This window comes from Pectobacterium aroidearum (assembly GCF_015689195.1).
GTDB lineage: Bacteria > Pseudomonadota > Gammaproteobacteria > Enterobacterales > Enterobacteriaceae > Pectobacterium > Pectobacterium aroidearum.
On the sequence record NZ_CP065044.1, the window covers coordinates 543,495 to 566,658 of the forward strand.

The 23,164-nt window shown below is 51.4% G+C and carries 11 protein-coding genes, 1 tRNA gene, 2 rRNA genes and 1 pseudogene; 12 read left to right on the forward strand and 3 right to left on the reverse strand.

Features of this window, described 5'->3' with window-relative positions:
• Positions 1-39 precede the first annotated feature (39 nt).
• The 8 genes from I2D83_RS02460 (at position 40) to aceK (ending at position 10,151) form a co-directional block, all read left to right on the forward strand.
• Positions 40-115 (forward strand) — tRNA-Glu (locus I2D83_RS02460).
• Positions 116-374: 259 nt separating this feature from the next.
• Positions 375-3,281: ribosomal RNA gene (locus tag I2D83_RS02465) — 23S ribosomal RNA — on the forward strand.
• 135 nt (positions 3,282-3,416) lie between these two features.
• Positions 3,417-3,532, forward strand: a 5S ribosomal RNA gene (gene rrf, locus I2D83_RS02470).
• Between the two features lie 134 nt (positions 3,533-3,666).
• Positions 3,667-4,038 (forward strand): YjaA family stress response protein, encoded by a 372-nt coding sequence (locus tag I2D83_RS02475; protein ID WP_181847265.1) that lies wholly within the window; start codon positions 3,667-3,669, stop codon positions 4,036-4,038.
• Positions 4,039-4,175: 137 nt separating this feature from the next.
• Positions 4,176-5,105, forward strand: a complete 930-nt coding sequence (metA, locus tag I2D83_RS02480) for a homoserine O-acetyltransferase MetA (protein ID WP_180779201.1) — start codon at positions 4,176-4,178, stop codon at positions 5,103-5,105.
• 283 nt (positions 5,106-5,388) lie between these two features.
• Positions 5,389-6,987, forward strand: a complete 1,599-nt coding sequence (gene aceB, locus I2D83_RS02485) for a malate synthase A (RefSeq protein WP_205947468.1) — start codon at positions 5,389-5,391, stop codon at positions 6,985-6,987.
• A gap of 31 nt (positions 6,988-7,018) precedes the next feature.
• On the forward strand, positions 7,019-8,326 hold the full coding sequence (gene aceA, locus I2D83_RS02490) for an isocitrate lyase (protein ID WP_015841904.1): 1,308 nt from the start codon (positions 7,019-7,021) through the stop codon (positions 8,324-8,326).
• Positions 8,327-8,375: 49 nt separating this feature from the next.
• Positions 8,376-10,151: a bifunctional isocitrate dehydrogenase kinase/phosphatase gene (gene aceK, locus I2D83_RS02495; RefSeq protein WP_205948126.1), complete on the forward strand. Its 1,776-nt coding sequence runs from the start codon at positions 8,376-8,378 to the stop codon at positions 10,149-10,151.
• 198 nt (positions 10,152-10,349) lie between these two features.
• On the opposite strand, the gene I2D83_RS02500 is transcribed toward aceK, so the two are convergent.
• Together I2D83_RS02500 and iclR are read right to left on the reverse strand one after the other, a co-directional pair.
• Entirely contained in the window at positions 10,350-11,339 is a 990-nt protein-coding gene (locus I2D83_RS02500) for an IS110 family RNA-guided transposase (RefSeq protein ID WP_205947469.1), read from the reverse strand.
• Between the two features lie 331 nt (positions 11,340-11,670).
• Complete coding sequence (gene iclR, locus I2D83_RS02505; protein WP_015841902.1) at positions 11,671-12,501, reverse strand: glyoxylate bypass operon transcriptional repressor IclR; 831 nt, start codon at positions 12,499-12,501, stop codon at positions 11,671-11,673.
• Between the two features lie 241 nt (positions 12,502-12,742).
• Between iclR and metH the strand changes: the two genes are divergently transcribed.
• The 4 genes and pseudogenes from metH to I2D83_RS02525 all read left to right on the forward strand — a co-directional run bounded on the left by metH (position 12,743) and on the right by I2D83_RS02525 (position 21,518).
• Positions 12,743-16,378 carry a methionine synthase gene (gene metH, locus I2D83_RS02510; RefSeq protein ID WP_413232278.1) on the forward strand — a complete coding sequence of 1,212 codons (3,636 nt, stop codon included), beginning with the start codon at positions 12,743-12,745 and terminating at the stop codon, positions 16,376-16,378.
• A gap of 549 nt (positions 16,379-16,927) precedes the next feature.
• Positions 16,928-17,884, forward strand: coding sequence for an AraC family transcriptional regulator (locus I2D83_RS02515; RefSeq protein ID WP_205947471.1), 957 nt, complete (start codon positions 16,928-16,930; stop codon positions 17,882-17,884).
• Positions 17,885-18,075: 191 nt separating this feature from the next.
• Positions 18,076-20,168 (forward strand): annotated as a pseudogene (gene foxA / locus I2D83_RS02520) (ferrioxamine B receptor FoxA).
• A gap of 504 nt (positions 20,169-20,672) precedes the next feature.
• The gene (locus I2D83_RS02525) at positions 20,673-21,518 is read left to right on the forward strand and encodes an intradiol ring-cleavage dioxygenase (RefSeq protein ID WP_205947472.1); all 846 of its coding nucleotides are present in this window, start codon (positions 20,673-20,675) and stop codon (positions 21,516-21,518) included.
• A 62-nt stretch (positions 21,519-21,580) separates the two neighbouring features.
• Here I2D83_RS02525 and I2D83_RS02530 read toward each other — a convergent pair whose 3' ends face one another.
• Positions 21,581-23,035, reverse strand: coding sequence for a DASS family sodium-coupled anion symporter (locus I2D83_RS02530; protein ID WP_015841897.1), 1,455 nt, complete (start codon positions 23,033-23,035; stop codon positions 21,581-21,583).
• Between the last annotated feature and the right edge of the window lie 129 nt (positions 23,036-23,164).

Below are 23,164 nucleotides of genomic sequence, written 5' to 3' on the forward strand. Positions count from 1 at the left end.
AAAATAATGAGCAAAAGCGTCAACAAAGTACGGTGTCGTGTCCCCTTCGTCTAGAGGCCTAGGACACCGCCCTTTCACGGCGGTAACAGGGGTTCGAATCCCCTAGGGGACGCCAGCGCATCCGACCATTCCGGTGAAAGCGGGGGTCTTCAGTAAGTCAACTACTTACCTCATATCTTAAAACTGATTAGTAATAGTCAGGGTTTAAGATATTGCTCTTTAACAATCTGGAACAAGCTGAAAATTGAAACATGACAGCTGAACGTGCGTTGATACCTTCGGGTGTCGATGACGATGCAGTCTGTCAATGAGTCTCTCAAATAATCGCAGCGCGACAGTGACTTTGATTTATCAAAGACACCTTCGGGTTGTGAGGTTAAGCGACTAAGCGTACACGGTGGATGCCTAGGCAGTCAGAGGCGATGAAGGGCGTGCTAATCTGCGATAAGCGTCGGTAAGCTGATATGAAGCGTTATACCCGACGATACCCGAATGGGGAAACCCAGTGTGTTTCGACACACTATCATTATGTGAATCCATAGCGTAATGAGGCGAACCGGGGGAACTGAAACATCTCAGTACCCCGAGGAAAAGAAATCAACCGAGATTCCCCCAGTAGCGGCGAGCGAACGGGGAAGAGCCCAGAACCTGAATCAGTTTGTGTGTTAGTGGAAGCGTCTGGAAAGTCGCACAGTAAAGGGTGATAGTCCCGTACACAAAAATGCACAGGCTGTGAGTTCGATGAGTAGGGCGGGACACGTGACATCCTGTCTGAATATGGGGGGACCATCCTCCAAGGCTAAATACTCCTGACTGACCGATAGTGAACCAGTACCGTGAGGGAAAGGCGAAAAGAACCCCGGCGAGGGGAGTGAAATAGAACCTGAAACCGTGTACGTACAAGCAGTGGGAGCATCCTTCGGGGTGTGACTGCGTACCTTTTGTATAATGGGTCAGCGACTTATATTCTGTAGCAAGGTTAACCGAATAGGGGAGCCGCAGGGAAACCGAGTCTTAACTGGGCGTTAAGTTGCAGGGTATAGACCCGAAACCCGGTGATCTAGCCATGGGCAGGTTGAAGGTTGGGTAACACTAACTGGAGGACCGAACCGACTAATGTTGAAAAATTAGCGGATGACTTGTGGCTGGGGGTGAAAGGCCAATCAAACCGGGAGATAGCTGGTTCTCCCCGAAAGCTATTTAGGTAGCGCCTCGTGAATTCATCTTCGGGGGTAGAGCACTGTTTCGGCTAGGGGGTCATCCCGACTTACCAACCCGATGCAAACTACGAATACCGAAGAATGTTATCACGGGAGACACACGGCGGGTGCTAACGTTCGTCGTGAAGAGGGAAACAACCCAGACCGCCAGCTAAGGTCCCAAAGTCATGGTTAAGTGGGAAACGATGTGGGAAGGCATAGACAGCCAGGATGTTGGCTTAGAAGCAGCCATCATTTAAAGAAAGCGTAATAGCTCACTGGTCGAGTCGGCCTGCGCGGAAGATGTAACGGGGCTAAACCATGCACCGAAGCTGCGGCAGCGACACTTAGTGTTGTTGGGTAGGGGAGCGTTCTGTAAGCCTGCGAAGGTGGCCTGTGAGGGTTGCTGGAGGTATCAGAAGTGCGAATGCTGACATAAGTAACGATAATGCGGGTGAAAAACCCGCACGCCGGAAGACCAAGGGTTCCTGTCCAACGTTAATCGGGGCAGGGTGAGTCGACCCCTAAGGCGAGGCTGAAAAGCGTAGTCGATGGGAAACAGGTTAATATTCCTGTACTGGGTGTTACTGCGAAGGGGGGACGGAGAAAGCTAGGTTATCCGGGCGACGGTTGTCCCGGTTTAAGCGTGAAGGTGGGTGACTTTGGTAAATCCGGGTCATCGTTAACACTGAGGCGTGATGACGAGTCACTACGGTGATGAAGTAACTGATGCTACGCTTCCAGGAAAAGCCTCTAAGCTCCAGGTAACACCGAATCGTACCCCAAACCGACACAGGTGGTCAGGTAGAGAATACTCAGGCGCTTGAGAGAACTCGGGTGAAGGAACTAGGCAAAATGGTGCCGTAACTTCGGGAGAAGGCACGCTGATGGTAAGTGAAGTGACTTGCTCATGGAGCTGAAATCAGTCGAAGATACCAGCTGGCTGCAACTGTTTAATAAAAACACAGCACTGTGCAAACACGAAAGTGGACGTATACGGTGTGACGCCTGCCCGGTGCCGGAAGGTTAATTGATGGGGTCAGCCGCAAGGCGAAGCTCTTGATCGAAGCCCCGGTAAACGGCGGCCGTAACTATAACGGTCCTAAGGTAGCGAAATTCCTTGTCGGGTAAGTTCCGACCTGCACGAATGGCGTAATGATGGCCAGGCTGTCTCCACCCGAGACTCAGTGAAATTGAACTCGCTGTGAAGATGCAGTGTACCCGCGGCAAGACGGAAAGACCCCGTGAACCTTTACTATAGCTTGACACTGAACCTTGAGCCTTGATGTGTAGGATAGGTGGGAGGCTTTGAAGTGTGGACGCCAGTCTGCATGGAGCCAACCTTGAAATACCACCCTTTAATGTTTGATGTTCTAACGTAGACCCGTAATCCGGGTTGCGGACAGTGTCTGGTGGGTAGTTTGACTGGGGCGGTCTCCTCCCAAAGCGTAACGGAGGAGCACGAAGGTTAGCTAATCCTGGTCGGACATCAGGAGGTTAGTGCAAAGGCATAAGCTAGCTTGACTGCGAGAGTGACAGCTCGAGCAGGTGCGAAAGCAGGTCTTAGTGATCCGGTGGTTCTGAATGGAAGGGCCATCGCTCAACGGATAAAAGGTACTCCGGGGATAACAGGCTGATACCGCCCAAGAGTTCATATCGACGGCGGTGTTTGGCACCTCGATGTCGGCTCATCACATCCTGGGGCTGAAGTAGGTCCCAAGGGTATGGCTGTTCGCCATTTAAAGTGGTACGCGAGCTGGGTTTAGAACGTCGTGAGACAGTTCGGTCCCTATCTGCCGTGGGCGTTGGAAGATTGAGAGGGGTTGCTCCTAGTACGAGAGGACCGGAGTGAACGCACCACTGGTGTACGGGTTGTGATGCCAATTGCATTGCCCGGTAGCTAAGTGCGGAAGAGATAACCGCTGAAAGCATCTAAGCGGGAAACTTGCCTCGAGATGAGTCTTCCCTGGACACTAGATGTCCCTGAAGGGCCGTTGAAGACGACGACGTAGATAGGCTGGGTGTGTAAGCGTAGCGATACGTTGAGCTAACCAGTACTAATGACCCGAGAGGCTTAACCTTACAACACCGAAGGTGTTTTGTGAGATGACTCATAGAGAACGATATTCAGCTTGTTCGAAGATTGGTTCTGGTGGTTACGGAGATGACAAAGAAATAAGGTCATGTTAAGTAACGGTCGGAATGAAACAGAATTTGCCTGGCGGCGATAGCGCGGTGGTCCCACCTGACCCCATGCCGAACTCAGAAGTGAAACGCCGTAGCGCCGATGGTAGTGTGGGGCTTCCCCATGTGAGAGTAGGGAACTGCCAGGCATCAAACAAGTGGAAAGCCCCTGTCGGAAGACAGGGGCTTTTTGCTATGGGGAATTTGGGATGTTATCTGCAACGATTTGCTCGCTGTTTGTACGTAGAGAAACCCATATGGAATAATAAATACAGGGAGATTCATGACGATCTTATATGTTCAAATCCGTAAGAATCAAATGACGGTTCGTAATCCGGAAACACGTCAGGAATTTAGGGACTCTAGCCTGGTTTTTAGTAACTCTCGTATATTGATTGCTGATTTCTTTAGCGCGGAAAAAGTGCTGCAAGATTTACTCAAGAAATTTATACCATTCAGATGGTTCAAATTTGGTCGAGATATCCTCGTTGTTCACGCTCTTGAAATGAATGAAGGTGGGCTATCTCAGGTAGAAGAGCGGGTGCTGTTGGAAGTTTCGTTTGGCGCATCACGCAATGCCCATGTGATTATCGTAGGGCATGCTAGGGGGCTAACGGATTCTGAGGTCATTGAACAAGCTAAGAAAAAATTATAATCACAATAGCGTTTTCTTAGGCACAGTGAAACATTTTCACCTTATGCGCTGAGCACTCGACATTAGTACGAAAACTCGCTATCTTCGGGCATCTGGATGTCTAAACGTTTAAACGTATGCTTTGAGGATATAAGGTTATGCCAATTCGGGTTCCTGATGAGTTACCAGCCGTCAATTTTCTGCGTAATGAGAACGTCTTTGTCATGACGTCCTCGCGTGCTAAAACGCAGGAAATTCGTCCCCTCAAAGTGCTGGTGCTGAACCTGATGCCTAAAAAGATCGAGACTGAAAACCAGTTTCTGCGCCTGTTATCCAACTCTCCCCTACAGATTGATATCCAGCTGTTGCGTATTGATAGCCGTGAATCAAAGAATACGCCGGCCGAGCATTTGAATAACTTCTACTGCGATTTCGACGATATTCAGAACGATAATTTTGATGGCCTGATTGTGACGGGCGCACCGTTGGGATTAGTCGATTTCTGCGATGTTGTTTATTGGCCACAGATTGCGCGTGTCATCGAGTGGGCAAAAGAGCATGTTACCTCCACATTATTTGTGTGTTGGGCTGTGCAGGCCGCTCTCAATATCCTCTACGGTATTCCTAAGATGACCCGCAAGGAAAAGCTCTCTGGCGTTTATTCGCATCAGACGTTACAGCCCCATGCGTTGCTGACCCGCGGTTTTGATGAAACGTTTCTGGCTCCACATTCGCGCTATGCGGATTTCCCGGTTGATGTGATTCGGCAGCATACAGATTTGGATATTCTGGTTGAGTCGGAGCAGGCTGGCGCCTATTTGTTTGCCAGCAAAGATAAGCGTCTGGCGTTTGTTACCGGACACCCAGAGTACGACGCCCTAACGTTGGCTGGAGAGTTTTTCCGTGATTATGATGCCGGATTGGATCCTGCTGTACCGGTTAACTATTTCCCCGATGACAATCCTGAACTGGCACCGAAAGCGAGCTGGCGCAGTCACGGTCATCTGCTTTTTGTTAACTGGCTGAATTACTACGTCTACCAGATTACGCCTTACGATTTACGTCGAATGAACCCTACGCTGGACTAATCCATCCTCGTTCTTTCTCTGAGGCACCTTTTAAGGTGCCTTTCTTTTTTGTGCTGAACCATCGCCATTTCTGCTGATAAGTGAAAGTCATTTCTCTTCTTCTTCTATTTTAATTTTCATTTTTATTAATGAGTTAATCTCACATAGATTAAAAAATGGAAATTGTTTTTGATTTTGATTTTTCTTGTATTACGCTTAATTCTGTCGGCTAAGAAATGTACATACTGGTTTGCCGATTTGGCGGTTGTTGATGAATGAAGCGGAATCTGAAAAGGAACCACGAATGATGCAGCAGACGATAAACAGAGAATTGGCGTTTAGTCAGCGTTTTGGTGAAGGTGAGAAGCAAATTCTTACGGAGGAAGCGATTGATTTCTTAACGGAGCTGGTCGCGCATTTCACGCCGGCACGTAATCAGTTGCTCGCCGAACGACAGGTACAGCAGCGTAATATCGATCAGGGTAAGCTTCCTGATTTTATTTCAGAAACGGCTTCCATTCGTGATAAGACGTGGACAATACGCGGTATTCCCGATGACCTTCAGGATCGTCGCGTTGAGATTACCGGCCCGGTTGAACGCAAGATGGTAATCAATGCATTGAATGCCAATGTGAAAGTTTTCATGGCGGACTTTGAAGATTCATTGTCGCCGGGATGGGAAAAGGTCATCGACGGGCAAATCAACTTGCGGGATGCCGTACGCAGTACGATTTCCTATATCAACGAAGCAGGAAAAATTTACCAGTTGAAGCCCAATCCTGCTGTATTGATTTGCCGCGTGCGTGGGTTGCATTTGCCTGAAAAACACGTGTCCTGGCAGGGGGAGGCCATTCCTGGCAGCCTGTTTGATTTCGCACTGTATTTTTTCCACAACTATCAGGAATTGCTGAAGAAAGGTAGCGGCCCTTACTTCTATCTGCCCAAGACGCAGTCATGGCAGGAAGCGGCCTGGTGGAATGACGTCTTCTGTTATACGGAAGATCGTTTTGACCTGCCGCGTGGGACGATCAAAGCGACGGTGTTGATTGAAACACTGCCTGCCGTTTTCCAGATGGACGAAATCCTCTATCACTTGCGCGATCATATCGTTGGGCTGAACTGCGGGCGCTGGGATTATATATTCAGCTATATCAAAACATTAAAGAACCACAGCGATCGCGTGCTGCCTGACCGCCAGTCGGTAACGATGGAAAAACCCTTCCTTAGCGCTTACTCACGACTGTTGATCAAAACCTGCCATCGCCGTGGCGCGTTCGCCATGGGTGGGATGGCAGCGTTCATTCCGAGTAAGGATGCGGAACGCAATAACTGGGTATTGGATAAGGTACGTAAAGACAAAGAGTTGGAAGCTCACAATGGGCATGATGGCACCTGGGTGGCTCATCCGGGGCTGGCAGATGCCGTGATGGAGGTGTTCGATCGAGCGTTAGGTGAGCGTAAAAATCAGCTCAATATCGGCCGTGAACAGGATGCCCCCATTCGTGCCGAGGAATTGCTTGAGCCTTGTCCGGGAGAGCGCACGGAAGTGGGGATGCGCGCGAATATTCGCGTTGCGGTGCAGTACATCGAGGCATGGATATCCGGTAATGGCTGCGTCCCGATTTATGGGCTGATGGAGGATGCGGCGACGGCAGAAATCTCCCGCACCTCAATCTGGCAGTGGATTCGCCACGGCAAGACATTGAGCGATGGTCGAGTGATCACCAAGGCGCTGTTCCGACAGATGCTGGCCGAAGAAATGTTTGTGATTCAGGAGGAGCTCGGCGATGCCCGTTTCAGCGGAGGGCGCTTTGATGACGCCGCCCGGCTGATGGAGCAAATCACCACGCAAGATGAGCTGATCGACTTCCTGACGTTACCCGGCTACGCATTGCTTGATTAATCCTGACTGATAATAAAAAGGAACCTCTGCTATGACGACCTCTCGTACCCAACAAGTCCAGCATATTGAAAAAGAGTGGAAAACCGCGCGCTGGGAAGGTATTACGCGCCCCTACAGCGCAGAAGATGTGATTAATCTACGGGGTTCGGTGAACCCGGAATGTACGCTCGCGCAGCTCGGTGCTGCGAAGCTGTGGAACCTGCTACATGGTGATGCGCGCAAAGGCTATGTGAATTGCCTGGGGGCGCTGACCGGCGGACAGGCTTTACAGCAGGCGAAAGCTGGCATTGAGGCGATTTACCTCTCCGGTTGGCAGGTGGCGGCGGATGCCAATCTGGCATCCAGTATGTATCCCGATCAGTCGCTCTACCCAGCGAACTCTGTGCCCGCGGTGATTGAACGCATCAATAACACGTTTCGGCGTGCCGATCAGATTCAGTGGGCGAATCATATTGAGCCGGGCGACAAGCGCCATACCGACTACTTCCTGCCGATTGTGGCGGATGCGGAGGCGGGATTTGGCGGCGTGTTGAATGCGTTTGAGCTGATGAAATCGATGATTGAAGCGGGTGCCGCAGCGGTGCACTTTGAGGATCAACTGGCATCGGCGAAGAAATGCGGGCACATGGGGGGCAAAGTGCTGGTGCCGACGCAGGAAGCCATTCAGAAACTGGTTGCGGCGCGTCTGGCGGCGGATGTCTTGGGTGTGCCGACCTTACTGGTTGCGCGAACCGATGCGGATGCGGCGGATTTGCTGACGTCCGACTGCGACGAATATGACCGTGATTTCATCACTGGAGAACGCACGGTAGAAGGCTTCTATCGTACGCGTGCCGGAATTGAGCAGGCAATCAGCCGTGGTCTGGCTTACGCGCCTTATGCCGATCTGGTGTGGTGCGAAACCTCAACGCCGGATTTATCGCTGGCGCGTCGTTTTGCAGAAGCAATTCATGCGAAGTTCCCCGGTAAGCTGCTGGCGTACAACTGTTCGCCTTCCTTTAACTGGAAGAAAAATCTGGATGACAGCACGATTGCGCGTTTTCAGGATGAGCTGTCGGCGATGGGCTATAAGTACCAATTCATTACGCTGGCTGGCATTCATAGCATGTGGTTCAACATGTTTGATCTGGCGCACGCCTATGCACAGGGTGAAGGGATGCGGCACTACGTAGAAAAAGTGCAACAGCCTGAATTTGAAGCGATTAAAGACGGCTATACCTTCTCATCGCATCAGCAGGAGGTCGGTACCGGCTACTTCGATAAGGTGACGAACATCATTCAGGGAGGCGAGTCTTCAGTGACGGCGCTGACGGGATCGACGGAAGAACAACAGTTTTGATCCTGACCCGGTCAGTGTAAGGCTGGCCGGGTTTTATCTGGAGATCATGATGACGCGTGACCTTGAAAAGTTGGTGGCGCAGACGATCCTGCAGGGATTTGATGCGCAATATGGACGTTTTCTTGAAGTGACGGCGGGGGCGCAGCAGCGCTTTGAACAGGCTGACTGGCCTGCCGTACAGCAGGCGATGAAACAGCGTATTCACTTATACGATCACCACGTCGGTCTGGTGGTCGAACAACTGCGCTGTATTACGGGTATCCGCTGTGATGATGCGGATTTTTTAGCGCGCGTGAAGCATATCTACACCCGTTTACTGCCGGACTATCCGCGTTTTGAGATTGCCGAGAGTTTCTTTAATTCCGTCTACTGCCGGCTGTTTAACCATCGTGAACTGACGCCGGATAAGCTGTTTGTTTTCAGCTCTCAGCCTGAACAGCGCTTTCGTGAAATCCCCCGGCCTATCGCCAAGACGTTTGTGCCCACTGACGGCTGGCAGAATATGTTGGAAAAGCTGCTGAGTGATGTGCCACTGCGGTTACCGTGGGAAGATTTACCGCGTGATATTGGCTATATCGTTGCGTATTTACAGCGCACGTTTTCTGCGGAGCAGCTTGCTCAGGCGACGCTACAGGTGGCTAACGAACTGTTTTATCGCAACAAAGCGGCCTGGCTGGTGGGCAAGTTGTCGTTCCCTGACGGTATTTTTCCGTTCCTGCTGCCGATTCATCACAATGAACGTGGTGCGCTATTTATTGATACCTGCTTAACCAGTCAGGCAGACGCCAGCATCGTGTTCGGTTTCGCCCGCTCGTATTTTATGGTGTATGCCCCGTTGCCGTCTGCGCTGGTTGCCTGGCTGCGGGATATTTTGCCGGGGAAGACGACGGCGGAGCTTTACCTGGCGATTGGCTGCCAGAAGCACAGTAAAACCGAGTATTACCGTGAATATTTGCACTACATTGCCGAATCAGAAGAGCAGTTCATCATCGCACCCGGCGTGAAAGGGATGGTGATGCTGGTGTTTACGCTGCCTTCTTTCGATCGCGTATTTAAGGTCATCAAAGATCGTTTTGCGCCACAGAAAGAGGTGAGTGCGGAGCGGGTCATGGCGTGCTATCAACTGGTGAAAGAACACGATCGCGTCGGGCGCATGGCGGACACGCAGGAATATGAAAATTTCGTCATTGATAAGCAACGTATTAGCTCGGAATTGCTGGATGAACTTTGGCGTGAGGTGCCGGATAAGCTGGAAGATCTGGGCGATCGGTTGGTGATCCAGCATTTGTACATGGAACGCCGGATGACGCCGTTGAATCTCTATCTGGAGCAGGCAAACGCACAGCAGTTGCATGATGTGATTGAAGAGTATGGCAATGCCATCAAGCAGCTGGCTGCGGCGAATATTTTCCCCGGCGATATGCTCTTTAAGAACTTCGGCGTCACGCGTCATGGGCGAGTCGTGTTCTATGACTACGATGAAATTTGCTATATGACCGAGGTGAATTTCCGCAAGATACCGCCGCCGCGTCACCCGGAAGATGAGCTGGCCGCAGAACCGTGGTACAGCGTCGCGCCGAATGATGTGTTTCCCGAAGAGTTTCCCCATTTCCTGTGTAGCGACCGCCACATTCGTACGCTGTTTGAGGAAATGCACGGCGATCTGTTTTGCGCGGATTACTGGCGAGCACTACAACAGCGTATTAGGGAAGGGCACATTGAGGATGTGTACGCCTACCGACGCCGCAAGCGCTTCAGCCAGCGTGCTGATCCGCGATACACAACTGCTGAGAATGATTCTGGCTTTTGTCGTAACCCGGCGTAAAAAATTATGCTGAGGAGATAGCAGGCTTAGGATGAGCCGCAGGACGCGGCGAAAGCTTGCGCCACGTATGGAACGTGTCGCAAGCGGTCCGTTAAGTCTGATACCGACGAAGGAACCGCGTCAGCGGCATAATTTAGCCGGAAAGCCTGGGTACACAGGGCGGCGGCGATTGAGTAACCGTGTTGCCGGTCAAGCATTTTAATGGGTTACTATCCCATAATTTTTATCATAGGGTTGCTGAGTATGAAGTACGCCATAACATAGATGAACCAATTTCCTCATCGCCGCACCTATTGCCAACATCTTCGACTTTCCTTTTAGCAACAGCCGTTCGTACTGCGCTTTTACATGATGATTATGGCTGATGGCAGCTATGGCACCCATATAGAGTTTTGCCCGAATGCCTGGTGGCCCTATTTTTGATAACCTTGCCCGACCACGTACCGAGCTGCCTGAGCGACGTTCAACAGGGATAACCCCCAGATATGAGGCCACCTGTTCTGCACTCCTAAAGTTATTGCTTCGGATTATTGCTAGCATGTTCCATCCGATTTGTTCACCAATACCACTAATCGACTTCAGAAGTGTCAGGTCATTTTTTAGCCTAGGATGCTTATCTATATGCTCCGCGATCAGACGCTCAATCCTTGCCAGTTCGTCCTTTAAATTTTGCTCAATCGATTCCAATGACCCCAAAATTTCTTCTGGAGGTCTTGTGGATTTTAGCGTGTTCAGACGATTTTCTATGCGTTGTTTATCATTCAGCAGATTATCCCTGTGCTGTAGCAATGCCTTGAGTTTCCTTACTGCTTCCGAAGGGGGAGCCCAGCTATCCGGTTGTTTTAAGCAGCCGTAACAGGCAAGCACATAAGCATCAACCTTATCCGTTTTGGTCAATATCCCCATTCCTTTGGCGAATTCTCGTATCCGATGTGGATTTATCACGGACACCAGAATACCAGCCTGATGGAGACCATAGGCCAGGTGTTCGTGATAAATACCGGTGGATTCTATTATGATATGAGCCTGAACGGGCTCGCACTTTTGCAACGCTAACCATTGCGCCAGAGATTCTGTCGAGCTTGTGCCATTGGGTAAAACTTTTGTCTTACGCTTACCTTTAATGCCATCAACCAATAAGCACACATCAATAAAACGTTTACTGATATCAATACCGACGTAATACATAATGATTTCCCCTTTCACAGAAACCGTCACGCCCGTTCCGCTTGTACATTCAGAGTCAATTCAATGCTCTTGGTAACCGTTCAATGTCAGTGTTGGCGTGAAAGGTGAAACAGAGGGTTTTAACTCAATCACAAGGTTTATCTTTGCCGCCCGTTGAAACTCTCTCTGTCCCATGTGGGGATAGCTAATCACCACATGGGATAAGATACAAGCGCCCTGTGTCGGGCGCGTGCTACGAGGTAGCATGAAAATAACGACATCATCGCGCACGAAACCTCCCAGAGTCTGCATAAACATGCACCTGAAAGGCCTGACGAGAAATACACTTTATTCATAGCCCACTGTATTCCTGCATCACCTGTTTCGCAGCTTTGATTACCAGCGCGCCGAGTTCCGTGACGCGGTCGTCCGTGATGCGAGATACGGGGCCAGAGATGGAAATGGCAGCGAAGGCTTCCTGATGTTCATCCAGAATACAGGCCGCGATACAGCGTAACCCCAGCGCATGCTCTTCATCATCGAAGGAGTAACCCTGCTTGCGAATCAGCGACAAATTTTCCTTTAGGGCTTGTGGCGAGCTGAAAGTGTGCGGTGTGTAGCCGTGCAGCCCTTTCTTGTGCAGCAGTTGCGTGACCTGCGCATCGGGTAAATGCGCCAGAAACGCTTTCCCGGCACCGGAAGCATGCATCGGCAGCTTACCGCCGATCGGTGCAGACATACGCATCAGCGCCGTACATTGCACCTGATCGATGATGATCGCCTGACTGTCGGTCTGATCGAGTACAGCCAGATTGACGGTTTCGCCCGAGTCTTCCATCAACTTTCGTACTATCGGATGCACAATCGCCAGCAGGTTGCGGCTTTGCAGAAAGCTGCTGCCGACGATAAACGCGTGTGAGCCAATCGTCCACAGCCCCAGATCGCCAACCTGACGCACAAAGCCCTGCTGTTGCATAGTGGTGAGCAGACGGTGAGTGGTGGAATTCGGTAAACCGGCCTGCTGAGCGAGGTCGGTTAGCGCCACGCTGCCGTTGGCTTTGGCGATATATTCAAGCAGCGTCAGGCCACGGGTCAGCGACTGAACCTGCCCGGTTGGCTGTGCAGCGGTGCCCGTGCTGGCTCTGGGTTTTTTCCCGCGTTTAGCTGGCTCTGGTGGCGTCATGGCGTCGATTCCTTTTTGTGGTAATGGAATTGATTTTCGTTTTTTTACCGCAGAATGCAACTCTTCTTTCTCTGTGTTTTTTATCGGTAAATGACCTGAAAAAGTCTCATGCTACACCGCGTTAGTACCTTTACGACTTATGCTAGGATAGGCGCAATATACATCGTATTTATTGGCCGGGGATGGGGTTCGCGTGAGTAATCGGGTAGACGAATTGCGGCGTCAGTTGGCGCAACGCATCATGGTGCTGGATGGTGGTATGGGAACCATGATCCAGGGTTATCGCCTGCAGGAAGCAGATTATCGCGGGGAGCGCTTTGCCGACTGGCCGAGCGATGTGAAGGGAAATAACGATCTACTGGTGCTCACCAGACCGCAGGTGATTAGCGAAATCCATGATGCCTATCTGGAAGCCGGTGCCGACATTCTCGAAACCAACACCTTCAACGCCACCACGATTGCGATGGCGGACTATGACATGCAATCGCTGTCGGCGGAAATTAATACCGTCGCCGCACAGCTCGCGCGTGCCAGCGCGGACAAATGGACGGCGTTAACGCCGGATAAACCGCGTTATGTCGCGGGTGTGCTTGGCCCGACGAACCGCACTGCATCGATCTCTCCCGATGTTAACGATCCTGCATTTCGCAACGTGAGTTTTGATCAACTGGTGGACGCGTATCGTGAATCGACACGTGCACTGATCGCGGGCGGCGTCGATCTGATCATGATCGAAACCATTTTCGATACGTTGAATGCTAAAGCGGCGAGCTTCGCGGTCGAAAGCGAATTTGAGGCACTGGGGATCGTCTTGCCAGTGATGATTTCCGGCACGATTACGGATGCGTCAGGACGTACGCTATCCGGCCAGACAACTGAAGCGTTTTACAACTCTCTACGCCATTCTCGTCCGCTCTCGTTCGGTTTGAACTGTGCGCTGGGGCCGGATGAGTTGCGTCAGTATGTCGCCGAGCTGTCACGTATTTCAGAATGCTATGTGAGTGCGCACCCCAACGCAGGGTTGCCTAACGCCTTTGGGGAGTACGATTTAGATCCGGCCGATATGGCGAAACATATTGGCGAATGGGCGCGATCCGGTTTTCTGAATATCGTCGGTGGTTGCTGCGGATCGACTCCCGCGCATATTGCCGCGATGGCGAAAGTGGTGGAAGGCGTGCCGCCGCGCAAGCTGCCGGAGATCCCGGTCGCCTGCCGCTTATCCGGCCTGGAACCGCTGACTATCGATGCCAATACCCTGTTTGTTAACGTAGGTGAGCGGACCAACGTTACCGGTTCTGCACGTTTTAAACGACTGATTAAAGAAGAAAAATACAACGAAGCGCTGGATGTCGCCCGTCAGCAGGTGGAAAGCGGCGCGCAGATCATCGATATCAACATGGATGAAGGCATGCTGGATGCGGAGGCGGCGATGATCCGTTTCCTGAATCTTATTGCTGGCGAGCCGGATATTGCCCGTGTGCCGATCATGATCGACTCCTCAAAATGGGACGTGGTTGAGAAAGGGCTTAAATGCATTCAGGGCAAGGGGATTGTTAACTCGATCTCCATGAAGGAAGGCGTGGAGGCCTTTGTCCACCATGCCAAACTGGTACGGCGCTATGGTGCCGCCGTGGTGGTCATGGCCTTTGATGAAGTCGGTCAGGCAGATACTCGCGCACGTAAAATTGAAATTTGTCGCCGGGCCTACCGCATCCTGACGGAAGAAGTCGGTTTTCCACCGGAAGATATCATCTTCGATCCGAACATTTTCGCTGTGGCAACGGGGATCGACGAGCATAACAACTACGCGGTGGATTTCATTGAGGCCTGTGCAGACATCAAGGCGCAACTGCCGCATGCGATGATCTCCGGCGGCGTGTCTAACGTCTCCTTCTCATTCCGTGGCAACGATCTGGTGCGTGAAGCGATCCACGCTGTCTTCCTCTATCACGCCATCCGCAACGGCATGGACATGGGGATCGTGAATGCCGGGCAATTGGCGATCTATGACGATCTCCCTGCGGAACTACGTGATGCGGTGGAGGATGTGATCCTGAACCGTCGCAGCGATGCCACCGAGCGCATGCTTGAGCTGGCGGAAAAATATCGCGGCAGCAAAACAGAAGATGAAGGCAGTAAAACGCAGGCGGAATGGCGCGGCTGGGATGTGAAGAAGCGTCTGGAATATTCGCTGGTGAAAGGCATTACCGAATTTATTGAACTGGATACTGAAGAAGCGCGTCAGCAGGCCGCACGGCCGATAGAGGTCATTGAAGGCCCGTTGATGGATGGGATGAACGTTGTCGGCGACCTGTTCGGTGCAGGGAAAATGTTTCTGCCACAGGTAGTGAAATCTGCGCGTGTCATGAAGCAGGCGGTGGCCTACCTCGAACCCTATATTGAAGCCAGTAAAGCCAAAGGTACGTCAGCCGGAAAGATCCTGCTGGCGACGGTAAAAGGCGACGTTCACGATATCGGTAAAAATATCGTCGGCGTGGTGCTGCAATGTAACAACTACGAGATTATCGATCTGGGCGTGATGGTGCCGACGGATAAAATTCTGAAGACCGCGCGTGAAGAGAAGGTCGATATCATCGGGCTGTCTGGGCTGATTACGCCGTCGCTGGATGAAATGGTCAATGTGGCGAAAGAGATGGAGCGTCAGGGCTTTACTCTGCCGCTACTGATTGGTGGCGCGACGACCTCTAAAGCGCACACCGCCGTGAAGATTGAACAAAACTATAGCGGCCCGACGGTCTACGTACAAAATGCGTCCCGCTCTGTCGGTGTGGTGTCGGCGCTGCTGTCCAGTACGCAACATGACGACTTTGTGGCGCGTACCCGTAAAGAGTACGAAACCGTGCGTATTCAGCACGCGCGTAAAAAGCCGAGAACGCCGCCGGTGACGCTGGAAACAGCGCGTGCTAATGCCTCTGATCTGGATTGGGAAAGTTACACGCCGCCGATTGCGCACCGTCTGGGCGTTCAGGAAGTGACTGCCAGCATTGAAACGCTGCGCAACTACATTGACTGGACGCCGTTCTTTATGACCTGGTCGCTGGCGGGGAAATATCCCCGCATTCTGGAAGATGAGGTGGTGGGAGAAGAAGCCAAGCGCCTGTTCGCCGATGCCAATGCGATGTTGGATGATTTATCCGTACGCGGGGCGCTGAATCCCCGTGGGGTAGTGGGATTATTCCCGGCGAATCGCGTTGGGGATGACGTCGTGATTTATACCGATGAACGACGCGACACGGTGCTGTCAGTCAGTCACCATCTGCGCCAACAGACGGAGAAAACCGATTTTCCGAACTACTGTCTATCCGACTTCGTGGCACCGAAGTCCAGCGGTAAACCGGATTATCTTGGTGCCTTCGCGGTGACCGGCGGGTTTGAAGAAGATACGTTGGCCGACCAGTGGGAAGCCCAGCATGATGATTACAATAAGATCATGGTGAAGGCGATCTCTGACCGTCTGGCGGAAGCCTTTGCAGAATACCTGCATGAGCGTGTGCGTAAGGTCTACTGGGGCTATGCGCCGAATGAGAACCTCAGTAATGAGCTGTTGATTCGAGAAAACTATCAGGGGATTCGCCCCGCGCCGGGCTATCCGGCTTGTCCAGATCACACGGAGAAAGTGCAAATCTGGCAGTTGCTGGATGTGGAAAAGCATACTGGCATGAAGTTAACTGAATCCTATGCCATGTGGCCGGGCGCATCGGTATCCGGTTGGTACTTCAGCCACCCCGACAGCAAATACTTCGCCGTCGCGCAAATCCAACACGATCAGGTTGAGGATTACGCGGTGCGCAAAGGTATGGAAGTGAGTGACGTTGAGCGCTGGTTAGCACCAAATTTGGGCTATGATGCGGATTAAATTGCGACCTAAGTCGAGTATGACAACATCAACCTTGGAGAGGTTGTCATCTCAACTATGTCAGTGAGGGGGCGTTTCGTGCGTGATAGACCACATTATTTCTCTGTGGCACTAGCGCCACGCCCGCTCAGGGCGCTCAATCGCCGCTGCCCTGAGAACCCAGGCTTTCTGGCGAAATTATACCGCTGCGCGGTTCCTTCGGCATTCGAGAACGCTAATCGTGCCGCTAGTGACGCGCTCCCGGCGCGGCACTAGCTTTCGCAGCGTCCATGCTGCTCACACGGCGTCCTCGTCCGCCTCAGTATAATTTTTAACGCCAGTTGGAAAACAAAACTGATTAGCTCGTGGATGTTTTCTGCCTCTAAACCTGTCATCACATGAAACTCATTATGATGAGAATAGTTATCAGTCTTATTGATGCGATTTCATGGGAATGGTAAGGTGATCACCAATTAAGCAGAACGCGTTTTTCTGTTTTCATTCCATGCTTTTCCGTTAACTGCAGGCCTGATTCTGGGCGTTAAACAGGATGAGGGTATCTTCCCGCTCATGCTAAAACGACTCTTTTCCATTGAGGATTTCTTCGACATCGGTGAACGTTACGGGATTGATTACCACTTCCCGCAGCTGTCGTCTTGCCGCGATCGCACGAAAGAAAAGCGTATCGTTGTGCAGGGGGATGTCGAAGAGATGACGCTATCTTCCGGTATTTGCCTGACGAACTCCAATGTGCGCGTGTTGCAGCCTTACGAATCGACCTCTTTGCACTGCTGCCCGTTTTATACGCTGGTGGTGCTGGAAGGGTGCGTCGCGCTGCGCCTGAACGGTAAGGAGTTTGTTGTGCGATCGGGCATGGCATTCAGTACCCGGCTGGGTGACCCGTTAGTCATGAACGCCAGCCACCTTGCGGATTGTCATCTTCGCACCGTATCGCTGGGTATTTTTCCCGCCACTTTCGCTTTGGATCCACTGTTAGGCTCGCTGCTGAACGAGTGGCAACAAGGGGGAAATCCGACGTTTTTATGGCAGGTTCCCGGCTACTTATTATCTGGGCTACAACACGCGCTGGAAAATACCACGCCGGGGCTATCGCGCCAGATGATGCTGGAAGGTGTGATGCTACAGCTGCTGGGGCAAGGCCTGTCATTTGGGCAGCGTGGCGGAGAACGGCGCGTATTGCCTCCGCCCGGCGAACAGGAGCGGCTGGAGAATGTTCGACGACGTCTGGCACAACAGCCTGAAAAAGATTACACCCTTAATGAACTGGCGCAGCTGGCCGCGATGAGCAGCAGTAGCCTGCGTACCAAGTTTCGTCAGGCATATGGTCATTCGGTCTTTGACTACCTGCGCGACTGCCGGCTGGAATTGGCTCGGCGCTATCTGGCGCAGGGATACAGCGTGCAGCAGGCGGCCTGGATGTCGGGCTACCAGCACGCGACCAACTTTGCTACGGCTTTCCGGCGACGCTACGGTATGGCTCCGAGCGATGCGCGCATGGTCAGCTAGTATTCCTTCTGTTATCCCCCTTCTGAGCCTCATGTATGCCAGATACCGCCTTTTGTTTACTTGTCTGATGTTTTCTCACTGAGTTCCCGTTTTGTCACTACGCATACGCAAGCTGTCATTGCGCATAGCTACTGCAAGACTAAAAACGGTAATAATTCTTATTTACAATAATAAGGTCTGTGGAGATTCCCATGTTCAGAAAAACGCGGCTGGCGCTGGTGGTTGGCTGCCTTACCAGTGGATTTACGGTGTCGGCACTGGCGCAGGATACGCCATCCTCTTCTTCTCAGGGTGATACGGTCGTCGTCACGTCTCAAACGCAACGCGGTGCGACCAAGCTGGAAACGCCCGATATCGAGACTCCTCAGGCCGTTTCTATCATTACGCGCGATCAGATTCAGGAACAGGGTGCGATTAGCGTTCGGCAAGCGGTTGGTTATACGCCGGGTGTGTACAACAACCAGATCGGTGGGTCCAACCGCTTTGACTACATGGTGCTGCGCGGCTTTTCCGATGGCAGTCTTGATAACGTCTATCTCGACGGGCTGAAGATGATGGGGGATACCAACTCTCATAGCTCGCTGGTTATCGATCCCTGGTTCCTCGACAGCATTGAAGTGGTCAGAGGCCCGGCGTCTGTGCTCTACGGGCGCTCTTCTCCGGGTGGGATTGTGGCGCTGAACTCCCGTCAACCGTCGTTCGATCGCAGCGGACAGATCAAACTGTTTGCTGGCAATAATGCGCAGCGTGGCGCTGCGTTCGATGTCACCGGCCCGCTGGATGACGATGAGCGTTTTGCGTTCCGTCTGGGCGGCATTGTGCGTGAAGCCGATACGCAGTTCAAAAAGACCAAAGAAGAACGCTACGCGATTGCGCCCAGCCTGCTGTGGCGGATTTCCGACAAGACGCGGCTGGAGTTGATGGCTTACCTGCACCGCGATCCTGAAGGCGGTAGCCACTCGGGGTTGCCGTATGACGGTACTGTGGTGGCGCATAACGGGCGGAAAATCTCGAACACCTTCTATGAAGGGGAAGAGAATTATGAGAAATACGACCGTAAGCAAAACATGGTGGGGTACAACTTTGAGCATGGTTTCGATAACGGCTGGGCGGTGCGCCAAAAGCTGCGTTATCTGCGTACCAAAGTGCATTTGGATCAGGTGTACGCCTACGGCTGGACGCAGCCGAGCGCCGATACGCTGACTCGTTATTACTCGGGTTCCCGTGAGTCGCTGTCCGCATTAACGTTAGATAATCAGCTTGATGGCAGCGTGGATACGGGAGCCGTGAACCATCGTCTGCTGGTGGGGATCGACTATCAGCAGCGTAATAATAATATGGACTGGCCTTCTGGCACCTTCCCGGCGATTGACGCGTTTAACCCCGTTTATGGTTCCGGACCAACAAGTATGTCCAGCTCGCAGGAAAGACACAAACTGCAACAGACGGGGATCTACGTACAGGATCAAATGAGCTGGGATCGCTGGGTGGTCGCCACGATCAAGTAAAAGTGACCCACGTTAACCACACCAAAGGAACACACAGCGAGTTGGATAAAAACAACTTTAGCTCACGTGCTGCCTTGCTCTATCTGTTTGATAACGGCTTTGCGCCATATGTCAGCTATTCCACGGCCTTTACGCCAACCAGCTTCGCCGATGATAACGGCAACGTACTGGAACCAATGAAAGGCAAGCAGTGGGAAGCCGGGATGAAGTATCAGCCTGAAGGTTCTCAGGATCAGTACAGTCTGTCGGTATTCCGCATTAATCAGAAGAACGTGGCGACAAAAGTTCAGCCTAACGACCCTTACCGTTCCATTGGTGAAATCGAATCGGAAGGGGTGGAGTTGGAGGCCGTGAGCCATCTTACTGATAATCTGCGTCTGCAAGCGGCTTATACCTATACGGATATTCGCTATAAGAAAAGCAGTGTGGCTGAGCAAGGAAAGCGTGCGGTGTACGCACCGCGCAATCAGGCCAGCGCCTGGGCGAACTATGATGTCAAAAGTGGTCCGCTGGACGGTCTGACGATTGGTTCCGGTGTGCGTTACGTGAACGGCGTGACCTCCGATCGTGCCAATACCCACACGCTGCCTTCTTATACGCTGGTGGATATGGCGATAGGATACGATCTCTCGAAGGTGGGGTTGAAAGGGCTAAGCGCGCAGCTTAATGTCAACAACCTGACCGATAAACGTTATGTTGCTTCCTGTAACTCGCTGGAATTCTGTTACTTCGGTGCCGAGCGCAGCGTAGTCGGCAGCGTATCTTATTCGTTCTGATGCCTTCGCCGTCCTGCTTTAACGGGTAGGACGGCCACTTTTATGAAAATTTATATCCATAAATCTTCTATTCTCCCTCCAATATTTGAATATATTAATCCTGATAGCGAATAGTGATAATATTCTGCTACTGCATATCTATTTCAGCTATTTTCCGCAAGTAGTTAAATATCGTTCTGATTCATTGAATAAAATAAATAATAGTGAATTTATATTTCCTGTATTTATATTTTTCAGGTGTAATTAATACCGTTGACCTTTTTATATGTGGCAATACGTGGCTTTTATATCCGATGTGCTGGACATTTTAACGACTGAAAATAATACTTCTGTGGCGGGTGATATTTGGTGGCCTTATCGAACGTCATATTCATTAATTGGTCAGTAAGAGATTAATCGACGCATGGATCAGTAATGGAGTGATGTCGCACTTATTATCCCTGAAAATAATTTCACTACTTATTATTTGAAACGCTATTTACATAGCGCATGTGAGGCATAGCAATGGAATTGAATAATAAAAATAGACGGTTTTTCTTTATTAGCTCTGCGAAACGAATCATTGGAACCGTCGGTTTATTATCGTTAGCGAATATACCGTTCTATACGAGGGCGAATGACGTAGCGGATAAGACAAAGAACGTTGGGATAAAGACGTGCCCACTCACGACGGAACAAATTGTAGGGCCTTATTTTGTGGATTATAAAATACTACGGCGTGATATTACCGAGTCTCAACCTGGCATCCCGCTGCTGTTGAAGATAAAAGTGATCGATGGGGTGTCTTGTGAACCCGTGGATAACATATTGGTTGATATCTGGCACTGTAACGCCCGAGGAAAATACTCAGGTTGGAGCTTCATTAGCCCTGATAAAGAAGCGACAACAGATGAGGTCGGGACCGTTAACAGAACAGATAGCACCAGCTTCTTTCGGGGTATACAGCCAACAGACCAGAATGGTGTGGTGAGGTTCACGACGATATTCCCCGGGGTCTATGCTGGCAGGGCGACACATATTCATGTTGCGATAAGGCGGCCAAGTAAAAATCCTCTGGAAAAAGAGCACTTTGCTTTTGTCGGGCAGTTATATTTCCCAGAGGATCTTTGTCGTGTGGTTTATAATAACGAACCCTATAGTCCAAGGGATATCACGCGAGTGACCAACACTGAAGATGAATATTTTACCAAGATGAATGGCGCGCAATCGCTACTTACGGTAAATAAAATCAATGAAGGTGATTTCAATGATGGGTTCACGGGGGAAATCATTTTGTCTATTGATAAGAATGCGACCTCTACCTACCTCACTCAGCGTGATTTATACAAGTATACGGTTTCACAAGAGTAGAAACGATAATGGGGCAGCGGTACTGCCCCTTTTTTATCCCACCGTGTCAACGGCACACCACGTTAATACAAGCCAATGACCTTCCACCACAGCAGACCCGCGCTCATAAAGATCGCCTGATTGGCCAGACTGACGACGAAACCGGTGCGCCACCAGATGGCGGTGGGCACGTAGCCCGCGCCGAACAGGATCGGGCCGCGCGCGTGAGTGTATTGTGTCAGTGAACAGTACAGGCTACTGGTAAATGCCAGCATGAACGCCATCGGCACTGCGGGAATGTTCAGGTTGATCCCGACACCGAGGAACACCGCAAAAAGCGCGGCGATCTGCGCGTTGCCGCTGGCGAAGAAATAGTGGGTGTAGAAATAGGCCGCATTTAGTAGCAATAGCACCAACACCCAGCTCGTTCCCTGCATCAAATGGCCAATATTACTGCCGATAAGATCGCCAAACCAGTTGGTGAAACCGAGCTTTTTTAACTGATTTGCCATCATCAGCAGAGCGGCGAACCAAATCAGCGTATCCCATGCGCCCTTTTCACTCTTCACGTCTTCCCAGCTCAGTACGCCGGTTAGCAGCAGGAAGGACAGGCCGACGAACGAGGCCGTTGTCGCATCCACGCCTAAGCGATCGCCAAAAATCCATAGCACCAGAAGGAGGATAACGGTGAAGGCCATCAGCCATTCGCCGCGGCTCATGTTGCCCATCTTTGCCAGTTCGGCGACGGCCAGTTTTGGCGCATCCGGCGTATGACGAATTTCCGGTTTGGTTAGCCAATAGACGAGCAGGGGGACAACGGCCAGAGAAATCAAACAAGGCACGAGCGCCGCCAGAAACCAGCTTCCCCAGGTAATGGTCACGCCCGCATTGGCCGCGAGTTTTACCGCCAGCAGGTTGCCAGTGTAGGCGGTCATAAACAACGCTGCCGTCACATCGTTAACGTTACCGATACAGGTAATCAGGAAGGTACCGATCTTACTGCGCGAAGCATCTTCCGGTTTGGAATCAAAGCTGCGCGATAGCGAATCGGCAATGGGATAAATAATTCCGCCGCAGCGTGCGGTATTGCTCGGCATCGCAGGGGACAGCACCAGATCGGCGAAGGCCAGGCCGTAAGCCAGGCCCAGCGTACGCTTTCCAAGCAGGCGAATCATCTGCAGGGCGATACGGCGACCCAGCCCCGTTTTGATAAACCCGCGAGCGATCATGAATGCTACAACAATTAGCCAGATCAGCGAGCTGTTCAGGTCACTGAGCGCGGTCTGTATCGCGCCGCTGGCTGTCGTATCTCCCGCGGCGTACGTCAACGCAAAGAGCGTGATACTGATAATACCGATAGCCCCAATCGGGAGCACGTTAGCAACAATAGACACGATCGTTGCGACGAAAATGACAGCGGAGTGCCAGGCGGCTGGGCTCAAGCCTGTTGGGGGTTCCATTCGCCAAAAAAAAGCGGCGATGGCAAGAATCACGATCAGCGGGAACCAGTTCAGTCCATACGAGGTTTTTGTCTTCATCCATTTTCCTTACTAAAAAGTCAGAAGGAGTACAGGGCATACGCTAATGCATGCAATGTGCTAAATGTTAAGCATGCTTAAAGTTTTACAGGCATATAACCCATAAGAGTTATATGAATAAAAAGAGCA